Source organism: Streptomyces liliiviolaceus, assembly GCF_018070025.1.
Taxonomy (GTDB): Bacteria; Actinomycetota; Actinomycetes; order Streptomycetales; family Streptomycetaceae; genus Streptomyces; species Streptomyces liliiviolaceus.
The window spans coordinates 786,016-798,426 of sequence record NZ_JAGPYQ010000002.1; the positions used below are offsets into that span (position 1 = coordinate 786,016).

Here is a 12,411-nt window from a genome sequence, read left to right on the forward strand (position 1 = left end):
GGTGACGCCTGCACCGAACCGGACGCGAGGCGCTCCAGCCGGGCCCGCCCCCACGGGCCGGCCCGCCCGGTCAGGACTGCCCCACCCCCGTGGAGGCAGTCCTGACCCTGGGCCGCCCCGACCCGCCCGGCCCAGGTCGAAGCGGACCGGGCAGACCGGGCGGGGCGTCAGCCGAGGTTCGGGATGCGCCAGTCGATCGGCTCGTGGCCCTGCTTCGCGATCGCCTCGTCGATCTGGGTGAAGGGGCGCGAGCCGAAGAACTTCTTCGCGGACAGCGGCGAGGGATGCGCGCCCTTGACGACGATGTGCCGCTCCTCGTCGATGAGCGGCAGCTTCTTCTGCGCGTAGTTGCCCCACAGGACGAACACCGCCGGGTCGGGCCGCTCGGCCACGGCCCGGATCACCGCGTCCGTGAACTTCTCCCAGCCCTTGCCCTTGTGCGAGTTCGCCTCTCCGGAGCGGACCGTCAGCACCGCGTTGAGCAGCAGGACGCCCTGCTCGGCCCACGGCATCAGATAGCCGTTGTCCGGCACCGGGTGGCCCAGCTCCTCCTTCATCTCCTTGTAGATGTTGCGCAAGGAGGGCGGCGTCTTCACACCGGGCCGGACCGAGAAGCACAGGCCGTGGCCCTGACCCTCGCCGTGGTACGGGTCCTGGCCGAGGACGAGCACCTTCACGCGCTCGTACGGAGTCGCGTCGAGCGCGGCGAAGACCTCGTCGCGCGGCGGATAGACGGGCCCCTTCTCGCGCTCCTCCTCGACGAACTCGGTCAGCTCCTTGAAGTAGGGCTTCTGCAGCTCTTCGCCCAGGACGCCGCGCCAGGACTCGGGCAGCATGGCGGTGTCGGTCACGTGAACTTCCTTACGGGTGCGGTTGTTTCCGGTCCTCAGAACCTACCGCCGCCCACTGACAATCGGCCGGGCTCCCGGCCGGCTCCCCCGCTACCAGCTGGGCTTGCGGGACAGCTCCCACACCATCATGATCGTCGACGGGTCGATGGACCGCTCGACGCCGGAGATCTCCTCACTGGCGGCGATGTACTGCTTGCCCTGCCAGAGAGGGAGCAGCCGCGCGTCGTCCACGAGGATGTTCTGCGCCTTCTCGAACTGCTCGACGACGTCCCCGCGGTCGGTCCGCCGGCGCGACTCCGGCAGCAGGACGTCGGTGATCTCGGGCGACTTGTAGGGCGTACCGAGCGCGTTCTGCTCGCCGACGAACGGGGCGATGAAGTTCTCGGCGTCGGGGAAGTCGGGGAACCAGCCACGGCCGAACACGGGGTACTCGCCCTTGCGGTAACCGGCCTCGTACGTCTTCCAGGGGCGGCCCTTGACGGTGACGCTGAACAGGCCGGTCTCGTTGAGCTGCCGCCTCAGCTCCTCGAACTCGGGCTTGGTCATGGAGCCGTACCGGTCCGTCGTGTACCAGAGGGTGAGCGGTACGCGCTCGGAGATGCCCGCCTCCAGGAGGATCTGCCGGGCCTTGGAGGTACTGGGGCTGCCGTAGTCGTCGAAGAATCCGGTGGTGTGGCCGGCCAGTCCGCTCGGGACCATGGAGTACAGCGGCTCGACGGTGTCCTTGTAGATGCTGTGGGCGATGGCCGGCCGGTCGACGACCTGTGCGACGGCCTTGCGGACCGCCGCCTTCCTGGCCCACGGGTCCTTGGGGTTGAACACCAGGTAGCGGATCTCGGTGCCCGCGCCCTCCACCAGCTGGATGTCGTCCTTGCCGCGCCGGTCCTCCAGGGCGACGACGTCCTTGGCGGCGAGTCCGCGGAGGGTGACGTCGATCTTCCGGTCCTTCAGGGCGCCCACCATCTCGTCCGAGTCCTGGAAGTACCGGATGGTGACGGCGCTGTTCTGGCGGTCGGCGGAGCCCTTGTAGTTGCCGTTGCGGACGAGCCGGGCCTCCTGCCCCTCCTCGTACGACTCCAGGCTGTACGGTCCCGACCCCGTGACCTCGCTGTCCTCGCGCAGGGCGTCGGCCGGGTACTCCTCGGGGTCGACGATCGACATGGCGGGTGTGGCGAGCACGAACGGGAAGGTGGCGTCCGGCTTGTTGAGGCGGAAGACGACCTCGTCCGTCCCCTTCGTCTCGACCCGTGCCAGGCTGCCGAGCAGGCCCGCGGGGCCGCCGTCCACGGCGATCTTGCGGATGCGGTCGATGGAGTGCTTCACGGCCTCGGCGTCGAGCGCGTGCCCGTCGGAGAAGGACAGCCCCTCCCGCAGCTTGCAGCTGTACGTGCGGTTCGAGTTGTCGGTGAAGCGGCAGCTCTCGGCGGCGTCCGGCTCGGGCGCGGACGCGCCGGCCGGGTAGCTGAGGAGGGTCTGGTAGATGTTGCGGAACAGCTCCCACGACCCGTCCCAGGACGCGGCGGGGTCGAGGGTGCTGGGTGCGCTGGTCGTGCCCACGATGATCGGACCCTCGCCCTCGGCCGAGTCCGAGGAGAACACTCCGCACCCCGTGACCAGGGATATGGAGGTGATGGACGCGATCACCGACAAGTGCCGCAGAGACCGGTTCCGCTTCAACACGCGCACGCTCCTCGATGAGCCCCGCCAAAGTGGGCAGGACCATATCGCAGTGCCCCGCCCGTCAAACGGCTCTGACGGCGGGGCACTTGACGTGCACGAACATCATTTGTTCGATTTTTTTCGGCTCTGCGACTCTTGTTTGGAATCTGTGCGGAACATATCCGCTTTCCGCATGAATTTTCCGTGTGGAAAACCCGTGTACGACGCAGGGTTTAAAACGCCGAATTTATTGTCGTCACCGGTCAGGACACTCCCGCGTTGAGGAAGATCCCGCCGTCGACCACGAGCGTCTGCCCGGTGATCCAGTCCGACTGCTCCGAGGTGAGGAACGCCGCGGCGCCCCCGATGTCGGAGGGGACCCCCAGCCGGCCGAGCGGGTACGCCGAGGCGACCTCCTCCTCGCGGCCCTCGTACAGGGCCTGCGCGAACTTGGTCTTGACCACGGCGGGCGCGATCGAGTTGACGCGCACCAGCGGCGCGAACTCGTGCGCCAGCTGCAGGGACAGGTTGATCATCGCGGCCTTGCTCATGCCGTACGCGCCGATGAACGGCGAGGCCGAGACGCCCGCGAGCGAGGCGATGTTGACGATCGCGCCGCCGTTCGCGCTCTGCCACGCCTTCCACGTCTGCTGGGCGAAGCCGAGCGCGGAGACGACGTTGGTCTCGAACACCTTCCGCGCCACATTGAGGTCGAGGTCGGCGATCGGCCCGAACACCGGGTTCGTACCGGCGTTGTTGACCAGGAAGTCGACGCGGCCGAACGCCTCCATGGTGCGCTCGACGGCGACGGCCTGGTGGGCCTCGTCGTGGGCCTTGCCCGCGACGCCGATGACACGGTCGGCGCCGAGCTGCTCGACGGCCTCCTTGAGGGCGTCCTCGTTGCGGCCGGTGATGCACACCCGGTCGCCACGGGCGAGCAGCGCCTGCGCGACGCCGTAGCCGATGCCGCGGCTGGCGCCGGTGACGAGGGCGACCTTGCCCGAGAGTTCCACAGTGGTCATGTCCCTGTCCCCAGTCCTAGTTGAGCGGTCCGCCGGCGACGTACAGCACCTGGCCGGAGACGAATCCGGCGGCGTCGCCCGTGAAGAAGGCGATCGCGTTGGCGATGTCGTCCGGGTTGCCCACGCGCTGGACCGGGATCTGGGTGGCGGCCGCGGCCTGGAACTCCTCGAAGCCCATGCCGACGCGCTCGGCGGTCGCGGCGGTCATGTCCGTCACGATGAAGCCGGGCGCCACGGCGTTCGCGGTGACGCCGAACTTGCCGAGCTCGAAGGCGAGGGTCTTGGTGAAGCCCTGCAGACCGGCCTTGGCGGCGGAGTAGTTGACCTGGCCGCGGTTGCCGAGCGCCGAGGACGAGGAGAGGTTGACGACCCGGCCGAACTTGGCCTCCACCATGTACTTCTGGACGGCCCGCGTCATCAGGAAGGAGCCGCGCAGGTGCACGTTCAGGACCGTGTCCCAGTCGGACACGCTCATCTTGAACAGCAGGTTGTCGCGGAGCACGCCCGCGTTGTTCACCAGGATCGTCGGCGCCCCGAGCTCCTGGGCGACCCGCGCCACGGCGGCCTCGACCTGCGCCTCGTCGGAGACGTCGGCGCCCACCGCGATCGCCCTGCCGCCGGCGGCGGTGATCTTCTCGACGGTGTCCTTGCACGCGGCCTCGTCGAGGTCGATCACCGCGACGGCACGGCCCTCGGCGGCCAGTCGTACGGCGGTCGCGGCGCCGATGCCGCGCGCGGCACCGGTGACTACGGCGACGCGCTGCTCAGTGGTGGACATTGCTGGTTCTCCTCGCCCTTGGGGAAGCCCTTGAACGGTACACCCCACTGGTGAGCGACCGCTTAGTACCTTCAACGGACGAGACGCTAGAAGCCTTGGCACCCAGTGTCAACGGCACACCGCGCCCATGTGATCCATTACCTGGCCCGGAGGTGGCCCGTCCCCGGCGGAAAGGTGATGCCTCACCTGACGAGCAGGTCGAGCAGGCGTGCCGTCTCGGCCTCGGGATCGGCGGTGAGTCCGGTGTGGACGGGCCCCGGCTGCACGACCGTGGAGCGGGGCGCGATCAGCCAGCGGAAGCGGCGTCCGGCGTCGTCGCCCGCGGCCTGCCCGGCCGCCGCGCCCCCGGCGCAGACCCCCTCGACGGCCCGCAGCGCGGCCCGTACGCCGGGCGCGTCCGCCGCCGGGTCGAGCGCGAGCAGCTTGGTCTCGTCGAGATGGGTGCGGGCGGCCACGAAGGAGTGCGCGCGGCAGTACACGAGCACGCCCGCGTTGAAGTACTCCCCCCGCTCGACGCGCGGCACGACGCGCAGCACCGCGTACTCGTAGACGACCCGGTCGGCGGCGTCCACGACGTCGCCCCCACGGCTTTCCCGGCCGTCGCGCTCGCTCACTTCGTGCCCTTCCGGATGCCGATGCCACTGACGTTACTGGTACCGCTGGTACCACTGGTTCCGCTGGTTCCGCCCTGGAGGCGGATGCGCTCGTGGATGGTGGCGGCGCGGGCGAGGAGCGGCCGCGCATACGCCTGCCGGAGCGCGTCGGCCGAGTCGAAGCCGGGCTCGTCCTTCAGCCACTCCTCGGGGATCGCGGCGGTCACCTCGGCGAGCAGGTCCTCCGTGACGCGCGGCCCCAACTCCGCGGCGGCGGCCGGGATGTCGGGCCCGAAGGGGGCGAGGGCGTGGTCGGTGGCGTCGTACGGCTTGGCCGCCGAGGCCTGTGTGCCCGGCCAGTTGTGGTGCCAGATCATGGTGGCGCCGTGGTCGATGAGCCACAGATCGCCGTCCCGGAACAGCATGTTGGGGTTGCGCCACGACCGGTCGACGTTGTTGACCAGCGCGTCGAACCAGACGACCTTCCCGGCTTCCTCCGGGCTCACCTCGTGGACGAGGGAGTCGAAGCCGATCGCTCGGGAGAGGAAGTCCATCCCGAGGTTCAGTCCGCCGCTCGACTTGAGCAACTCCTGCACCTGCGTGTCGGGTTCGCCGAGTCCGATGACCGGATCGAGCCCGATCGTGACGAGCCCCGGTACGCGCAGCCCCAGGCGCCGGGCGAGCTCACCGCAGACGACCTCCGCGACGAGGGTCTTGCGCCCCTGTCCGGCGCCGGTGAACTTCATGACGTACGTACCGAGGTCGTCGGCCTCGACGAGCCCCGGCAGCGAGCCGCCCTCACGCAGGGGCGTGATGTAGCGGGTCGCGGTGACTTCTGTCAGCATTTCCCCAGGTTATAGGGGCTGCGGCAGCCGCCCTCCGGAGGCTCCCCGATCCCGGTGGCCGGAGCCCCGCGCGTAGCTGCGGTCAAAATAGCCGACGGTATCGGGGTGTTCGACAACTATCATGCCTTCGGCGGAGACCCCGGTCAGACCTTCCTGGACCTCCGGTCCGACCGCGCACGCGAGTACGAGAACTTCGCGGGGACGCACGGCTGGAAGACCGCCGACGTGAGCGCCGCCTCGGAGTCGGTGACGGCTTCCGCTTCCGCTTCCGCTTCCGAGAAGGTGACACACGCTCTCCTCGCCGCGGCGGCGCGATGACGCGGCCGTAGGGAACTCACTCCCGGGCGACCGGGACAGCTCTCCCGGTGAGCCCTGAGCGCTGAGCGACGGGACCGGCCGGGGTCGAGCCGGCGCCCGGCCGCGTATGAATCCATCCTCCCGAAGGGAACCCCTGTGCCCGTGACCGCCGAAGACCTGCCCCTGCAGTTCGCCCGGACGAAGCGTTTCTCCCTCGGTGTGCCGCGCGGTTTCACCGTCTCGCCCGACGGCGAGCGTGTGCTCTTCGTGCGTACCGCGAGCGGCCGCTCCACGACGAGCCTGCTCTGGCTGTACGAGACCGGCGGGGAACGGACGCTCGCCGACCCGCTCGCCCTCGGCGACAGCAGCGACGCCGGCGAGGTCCCGGAGGCCGAACGGATCCGCCGCGAACGGGCCCGCGAGACCAGCGCCGGAATCGTCTCGTACGCCACCGACGCGGCCGTCCGCCTGGTCGCGTTCGCCCTCGCGGGCGCCCTGTGGACCGTACGCACCGACGAGGGCGTCCCCCGCCGGATCCCCACGGCGGGCCCGGTCGTCACCCCGCGCCCCAGCCCCGACGGCACACACATCGCGTACGTGAGCGGGGGCACCCTGCGTGTCGTACGCGCCGACGGCACCGGTGACCGCGCACTGGCCGGGCCGGAGGACCCGGAGGTCACCTACGGGCTCTCCGACCACGTGTCGGCCGAGTCGCTGGACCGCGCACGGTCCTTCTGGTGGTCGCCGGACGGGGACGCGCTGCTGGTGGTGCGGGTCGACAACTCGCCCGTACAGCAGTGGTACATCGGCGATCCGGCGCACCCCGGGCGTCCCCCGCGCGCGATCCGGTACCCGGCCGCGGGCACCGCCAACGCACGACTGTCCCTGCACGTCGTGGGCCTCGACGGCGGTCGCGTCGACGTGGACCTTCCCAAGGAGGCCGTGTCGCATCCGGGCGGGGAGTGGACCGACCCGGCCTTCGAGTACCTCGCGCAGGCGGACTGGGGCGCGGCCGGGCCCCTCGCCGTCGTACAGACCCGCGACCAGCGTTCGGCGTACGTGCTGAGCATCGATCCGGCGACCGGAGCGACCACGACGCTGCACCACCTGACGGACGCCGCCTGGCTGGAGTTCGTCCCCGGAACTCCCGCCTCCACCGCGGCCACCGGTCTCGTCCTCACCACCCAGGAGGGGACCCGCGGACTGCGGATGACCGGAACCGGGGTCCGTACACCGCAGGGCATGTACGTCCACGAACTGCTCGGTGCGGCGGGCGGGCGGCTCTACTTCATGGCCGCCGAGGAGCCGACCGAGGCGCACGTGTGGTCGTACGACCCGGAGAACGGCTTCGCCCGGCTGACCGACGAGCCGGGCGTGCACCACGCCGCCGTCGGAGGCGGCACCGTCGTGCTGGACAGTTCGACGCTCGACGGGCAGACGGTGACCGTGCTGCGGGACGGCGTCCCGGCCGGGCGGATCGAAGTACTGGCCGAACGCCCCGTGACCCGGCCGCGCCCCCGCTTCCTGACGCTCGGCGCACGCGCACTGCGCGCGGCACTGTATCTGCCGACGTCGTACGAGCCCGGGGCATCGGAGCCGGAGTCGGAGCGGGAGTCGCAGCTGGACCCGGAGATGGACTCGGACCGGGCCGCGGACCGTCGGGGCCGTCTCCCGGTGATCGTGCACTCCTACTCCGGGCCGGGAATGCAGACGGTCGTGAAGGCGACCAGGTGGCACCACGCCGTGAACCAGTGGTTCGCCGATCAGGGGTTCGCGGTGCTGTCGGTCGACGGGCGCGGCACTCCGGGGCGCGACCGGGCCTGGGAGACGGCCATCCACGGCGACCAGCTGATGCCGGTCGTCGAGGACCAGGCCGACGCCGTACGCGCCGCCGCGGAGCTCTTCCCGGAACTGGACACGGGCCGGGTGGCCATCCGCGGCTGGTCCTTCGGCGGCTATCTCGCGGCGGGAGCCGTACTGCACCGGCCCGATGTGTTCCACGCCGCCGTCGCGGGCGCTGCGCCGACCGATCTGCGGCTGTACGACACGCACTGGAAGGAGCGCTACCTGGGGCATCCGGACGTACAACCGGACCACTACGACCGGTGCTCACTGGTGGCGCACGCCCATAAACTCACGCGCCCCTTGAAGCTCGTCCATGGGATGGCCGACGACAATGTGTTCCCGGCACATATGTTGCGGTTCTCGGCGGCCCTGCTGGCGGCCGGTCGGCCCCACAGCGTGCTCCCATTGGCAGGCGCGACTCATCTGGTGGCACAGGAAGGCGTGATAGACACCCTGCTCCGAATGGATCTCGATTTCATCAAGAAGTCGCTCGATCTCCGGACCGCCTGAACCATGCGGGTGACGTGCCCGTACACCTAGTCGGATCGACGCACATCCACGCAAACGCACAACCTTGCATTTGCACACTTGTACCTCTGCACACCTGCACATCTGTGGAAGGGACCGCCACTATGTCCAGCGAATCGCTTCAGCCTGCTCCGGCACTCTGTCGTCGCACCGTCCTGGCAGCGTTGGGCGGGGCCGGGCTGGCCGCCGCACTGACCGCCTGCGGGGGCTCCGACGACTCGTCGTCCGGCACCTCCTCGAACTCCTCCTCCGACGCGTCGACCGGATCCGCCGGCGGTACGGCACTCGCCAAGACCACCGACATCCCGGAGGGCGGCGGGAAGGTCTTCGCCGACCAGTCCGTGGTGGTCACCCAGCCGACGGCAGGCGAGTTCAAGGCCTTCTCCACGGTGTGCCCGCACCAGCAGCAGCGCGTGAACAGCGTGGACAACGGCCTCATCACCTGCCCCGCCCACGGCAGCCAGTTCAGCGTCGCGGACGGCGCCGTCAAGAAGGGGCCCGCGACCAGCGGCCTGACCGCCGCCAACATCAAGGTGAGCGGGGACTCGATCACGCTCGCCTGACCCGGCGGGGCCGTTTGAAGCAGGTCAGCACGTCGTCCGTGGTGGTGATGGTGGCCACCAGGGCGAGCGTGTTGCGGATCATCGCGGGGGTGTAGTCCGAGGGCACACCCGCGATGGCGTCCCCCGGGACCACGGCGGTGTAGCCGCGGTTCACGGCGTCGAACACCGTGTTGGGCACGGCCACATTGGCGGAGACACCGGTCACGACGAGCGTGCGGCAGCCCAGATTGCGCAGCAGCGCGTCGACGTCGGTGCCCGCGAGGGGCGACAGACCGTGCAGGCGGCGTACGACGAGGTCCTCCGCGGCGACCTCCACGGGCGGCGCGACCCGGACCGCCGTACTGCCGGCCAGTTGCTGCACCGGGAGCCGTTCGGCCGCGCGGAACAGCCGGGCGTTGTGGTTGGCGCCGCGGCCGTCCGGGCGGCGCTCGGCGACCGCGTGCATCACCTGTACGCCGCTCTCGTGGGCCGCGGCCACCAGGCGTGCGATCCGGTCCAGCACTCCCGACGAACGGGCCTCCCTGGCGAGTTCCGGCAGCGCGCTGTCCGGGCCGACGACACCCTGCTGGCACTCGACGGTCAGCAGCACCGTGGTCGCGGGATCGAGGAGTTCGCTGAGCGCTTCGTACGACGGCATGGCTTCCCCTGTCGCGAACGGTCTTCCCGGTCCGCCCGAACCAGGTCGGTACGACCGGCGGTGGCGGGCGAGCGTAACCACCATTGCGTACGGACGGAAGACGACCCATGCTTTCCTGACGCGGCATCAGACACCGCGCAGGAGTAGTCGTCACCGTCGGAGAAGAGGGAACTGCATGGCCGCCACTCAGCGCCGGGGACGAAGAATCATGATGACGCCCGAGGAGCTGGACGAGTTCCTGACCACCCAGCGCACATGCCGCGTCGCGACCGTCTCCGCGGACGGCGCCCCGCATGTCAGCACGCTCTGGTTCGTCTGGGACGGCAAGTCGCTCTGGCTGTACTCGATCACGCGCAGCAAGCGATGGGCCGACCTGCGCCGCGATCCGCGGGTGGCCGTGGTCGTGGACACCGGCGAGGAGTACGACCAGTTGCGGGGCGTGGAGCTGTCGGGCTCGGTCGAGTTCGTCGGCGAGGTGCCGCGCACGGGTGAACCCTGCCCCGAACTCGATTCCGTGGAGCGGCTGTTCGCCCGCAAGAACTTCGGTGTGGACGAGCTGCCGCACGACGGCAGACATGCCTGGATGCGCCTGACGCCCGAGGCGACGGCCTCCTGGGACTTCCGCAAGATCGCCGACCTGTGACAGGGGGAGGGTCTTGGCGGACCGGTGACAGCCTGTGACATTGGAGGCGGCGCGGGAGCCGACAGGGCCGGTGAGGGCGGACCCTGTCGTCGTCCGTGGCATGCCACCCGTACGCCGCCTCACCCGTACGCCGCCCCCGCCGTCCGCAGCGCGTCCGCCACCGCTCTGATCGAGGGGCGACGGTCGGCGTCCGCCCGCCACACCGCGTACACGTGTCTGGTGACCCGGTGCCGCACCGGGACCGTCCGCACCCCCGCCGGCACCGGACCGCGCCCGAGTCTGGGCGCGACACACACACCCAGCCCCGCCGCGACCAGGGCGAGCTGGGTGTGATGCTCCTCCGCGCGGTGGGCGATCACCGGCTCGATCCCCTTGCCCCGCAGGGTGAAGAGCAGCCACTCATGACAGAACTCGCCCTCCTCCCAGGCGATCCACTCGTCCTCTGCGAAGTCCTCCAGATCCACCTCCGGGCGATCGGCGAGGCGGTGATCCGCGGGCATCGCCACATCGGCGGGGTCGTCGAGGAGCGAGGCCTTGACCAGTCCCTCGGTCAGGGGCAGCGGCCTGTTGTACCAGTCGAGCACCACCGCCAGATCGATGTCGCCGCGCAGCACCCCGGCCACCCCGTCCTCCGGCTCCAGCTCGCGTGAGCGGACACGCAGTCCGGGATGCTCGGCGCGCAGCGTGGCCAGGGCCGCGGGGAACAGCCCGCGCGCGGCCGTGGGGAACGCGGACAGCCGCAGCTCCCCCACCACCTGCCCGCGCTGTGCCTCCAGATCGGACTGGGCGAGCTCGACCTGGGACAGGATCCGGGCGGCATGGTCGGCGAGCAACCGCCCGGCGTCGGTCAGGCGCACCCCCCGCCCGTTCTTCGCGAGCAGCTGCTGCCCCACTTCGCGCTCCAGCTTGGACATCTGCTGGGAGACCGCCGAGGTCGTCACATGCAGCCCGTCGGCCGCGCCGCCGACCGAGCCGTGGCGGGCGAGGGCGTCGAGAGTACGCAGCCGCTCCAGATTCAACATGTAAGCGATGCTACGCGATACCGGACCAAAAGTCTCGCTTGTTCTAATAGATTGCTTCAGCCAGGGTGAGACGCATGAGCGCCCCGACCGAGCCCCGCACGCCCCTCCTCGCCGCACCCATCACCCCCTCGCCCCCGCCCCGCCCGGCTCTCGGCTGGCGTCTGCGTTTCGGCGCCCTCTCCCTCGTCTGGGGTTTCAGCTTCCTTCTGATCAAGGTGGGCACGGACGGCTACGCCCCGTTCCAGGTGACGTTCGGCCGACTGTTCTTCGGCACGCTGGTACTCGCCGCGGCGATGGCCTGGAAGCGTGAGCGGCTGCCGCGCGGGCTGCGCACCTGGGGACACCTCGCGGTGGGAGCCCTGCTCCTCAACGCCCTGCCGTTCTCGCTGTTCGCGTACTCCGAGCTGACGATCCCGTCCACCCTGGCGGGCATCTGCAACGCGACCTCACCCCTGTGGGGCATGGCGCTGTCGATGGTGGCCCTCTCCGAGGACCGGCCGACCCGCCGTCGGGTGGCGGGCCTCGGCATCGGATTCCTCGGCGTGCTGACGGTGCTCGGCGCCTGGCAGGGCTTCCACGGCCTGGACGCCGCGGGCACCACGATGGCGCTGCTGGCCTCGCTCAGTTACCCGATCGGCTGGATCTACGTCCGGCGTACGCTGGCCGGCTCCAGCCACTCGAACCTGTCACTGACCGGCGCTCAACTGCTCCTCGCGACGGCGCAACTGGCCGTCGTGACCCCGCTGTTCACGACCACCCCGACGCACTTCACGCTCGTCCCGCTCATCGCGGTGATCGCCCTGGGCACCCTCGGCACGGGCTTCGCCTTCCTCGTCCAGTACGGCCTGGTCTCCGAGGTCGGCCCGACCACGGCCCAGATGGTCACGTACTTCATCCCGGTCATCGCCACCGCCGCGGGCGTCGCGATCCTCGGCGAGCCCCTGACATGGTCGACACCGGTGGGCGCCGCGATCGTCCTGACGGGCGCGGCACTGACCCAGCCCCGGCGGACCCGACCGTGAAACCGACCTCGCCCCCGCCGCCCCTACCCTTCCCGTCACTGCATGAGGGCTGCGCCCCCTCGCCCCCCTGTCGCGCTTCGCGCTCGTCCTCAAACGCCGGACGGGC

The 12,411-nt window shown here is 70.3% G+C and carries 13 protein-coding genes; 5 read left to right on the top strand and 8 right to left on the bottom strand.

From position 1 onward, the window contains the following. Window positions 1-167: 167 nt before the first annotated feature. The 6 genes from ung to J8N05_RS38860 form a co-directional block, all read right to left on the bottom strand. Entirely contained in the window at window positions 168-851 is a 684-nt protein-coding gene (gene ung, locus J8N05_RS38835; RefSeq protein ID WP_210891581.1) for a uracil-DNA glycosylase, read from the bottom strand. A gap of 90 nt (window positions 852-941) precedes the next feature. Beyond that, entirely contained in the window at window positions 942-2,531 is a 1,590-nt protein-coding gene (locus J8N05_RS38840; RefSeq protein ID WP_210891583.1) for an ABC transporter substrate-binding protein, read from the bottom strand. 242 nt (window positions 2,532-2,773) lie between these two features. Further along, entirely contained in the window at window positions 2,774-3,532 is a 759-nt protein-coding gene (locus J8N05_RS38845) for an SDR family oxidoreductase (protein WP_210891585.1), read from the bottom strand. 16 nt (window positions 3,533-3,548) lie between these two features. After that, the gene (fabG, locus tag J8N05_RS38850) at window positions 3,549-4,310 is read right to left on the bottom strand and encodes a 3-oxoacyl-ACP reductase FabG (RefSeq protein ID WP_107018672.1); all 762 of its coding nucleotides are present in this window, start codon (window positions 4,308-4,310) and stop codon (window positions 3,549-3,551) included. Between the two features lie 182 nt (window positions 4,311-4,492). Then, a complete protein-coding gene (locus tag J8N05_RS38855; protein ID WP_407700001.1) occupies window positions 4,493-4,924 on the bottom strand; it encodes a DUF3037 domain-containing protein in 432 nt (143 codons plus the stop codon). Then, window positions 4,921-5,748, bottom strand: coding sequence for a HipA family kinase (locus J8N05_RS38860; protein ID WP_210891587.1), 828 nt, complete (start codon window positions 5,746-5,748; stop codon window positions 4,921-4,923). Before J8N05_RS38860 ends, J8N05_RS38855 begins: the two co-directional genes overlap by 4 nt. A gap of 105 nt (window positions 5,749-5,853) precedes the next feature. Between J8N05_RS38860 and J8N05_RS38865 the strand changes: the two genes are divergently transcribed. The 3 genes from J8N05_RS38865 to J8N05_RS38875 all read left to right on the top strand — a co-directional run bounded on the left by J8N05_RS38865 (window position 5,854) and on the right by J8N05_RS38875 (window position 8,981). Continuing rightward, on the top strand, window positions 5,854-6,066 hold the full coding sequence (locus J8N05_RS38865) for a hypothetical protein (RefSeq protein WP_210891589.1): 213 nt from the start codon (window positions 5,854-5,856) through the stop codon (window positions 6,064-6,066). A 141-nt stretch (window positions 6,067-6,207) separates the two neighbouring features. Beyond that, window positions 6,208-8,400 carry a S9 family peptidase gene (locus J8N05_RS38870; RefSeq protein WP_210891591.1) on the top strand — a complete coding sequence of 731 codons (2,193 nt, stop codon included), beginning with the start codon at window positions 6,208-6,210 and terminating at the stop codon, window positions 8,398-8,400. 122 nt (window positions 8,401-8,522) lie between these two features. Further along, complete coding sequence (locus J8N05_RS38875) at window positions 8,523-8,981, top strand: Rieske (2Fe-2S) protein (protein ID WP_210891592.1); 459 nt, start codon at window positions 8,523-8,525, stop codon at window positions 8,979-8,981. Here J8N05_RS38875 and J8N05_RS38880 read toward each other — a convergent pair. Then, on the bottom strand, window positions 8,968-9,618 hold the full coding sequence (locus J8N05_RS38880; RefSeq protein ID WP_210891593.1) for a cysteine hydrolase: 651 nt from the start codon (window positions 9,616-9,618) through the stop codon (window positions 8,968-8,970). The genes J8N05_RS38875 and J8N05_RS38880 overlap by 14 nt on opposite strands. A gap of 175 nt (window positions 9,619-9,793) precedes the next feature. Between J8N05_RS38880 and J8N05_RS38885 the strand changes: the two genes are divergently transcribed. Continuing rightward, entirely contained in the window at window positions 9,794-10,261 is a 468-nt protein-coding gene (locus J8N05_RS38885; protein ID WP_210891594.1) for a pyridoxamine 5'-phosphate oxidase family protein, read from the top strand. 119 nt (window positions 10,262-10,380) lie between these two features. Here J8N05_RS38885 and J8N05_RS38890 read toward each other — a convergent pair whose 3' ends face one another. Then, window positions 10,381-11,283: a LysR family transcriptional regulator gene (locus J8N05_RS38890; protein WP_210891595.1), complete on the bottom strand. Its 903-nt coding sequence runs from the start codon at window positions 11,281-11,283 to the stop codon at window positions 10,381-10,383. Between the two features lie 74 nt (window positions 11,284-11,357). On the opposite strand from J8N05_RS38890, the gene J8N05_RS38895 reads away from it, so the two are divergent. Then, on the top strand, window positions 11,358-12,305 hold the full coding sequence (locus tag J8N05_RS38895; RefSeq protein ID WP_210891596.1) for a DMT family transporter: 948 nt from the start codon (window positions 11,358-11,360) through the stop codon (window positions 12,303-12,305). Window positions 12,306-12,411 lie beyond the last annotated feature (106 nt).

Excerpts from the sequence above, each read along its gene's own strand:
- J8N05_RS38845 (WP_210891585.1), bottom strand. The coding sequence starts at position 3,532 with ATGACCACTGTGGAACTCTCGGGCAAGGTCGCCCTCGTCACCGGCGCC.
- fabG (WP_107018672.1), bottom strand. The coding sequence starts at position 4,310 with ATGTCCACCACTGAGCAGCGCGTCGCCGTAGTCACCGGTGCCGCGCGC.
- J8N05_RS38860 (WP_210891587.1), bottom strand. The coding sequence starts at position 5,748 with ATGCTGACAGAAGTCACCGCGACCCGCTACATCACGCCCCTGCGTGAG.
- J8N05_RS38875 (WP_210891592.1), top strand. The coding sequence starts at position 8,523 with ATGTCCAGCGAATCGCTTCAGCCTGCTCCGGCACTCTGTCGTCGCACC.
- J8N05_RS38880 (WP_210891593.1), bottom strand. The coding sequence starts at position 9,618 with ATGCCGTCGTACGAAGCGCTCAGCGAACTCCTCGATCCCGCGACCACG.
- J8N05_RS38885 (WP_210891594.1), top strand. The coding sequence starts at position 9,794 with ATGGCCGCCACTCAGCGCCGGGGACGAAGAATCATGATGACGCCCGAG.
- J8N05_RS38890 (WP_210891595.1), bottom strand. The coding sequence starts at position 11,283 with ATGTTGAATCTGGAGCGGCTGCGTACTCTCGACGCCCTCGCCCGCCAC.
- J8N05_RS38895 (WP_210891596.1), top strand. The coding sequence starts at position 11,358 with ATGAGCGCCCCGACCGAGCCCCGCACGCCCCTCCTCGCCGCACCCATC.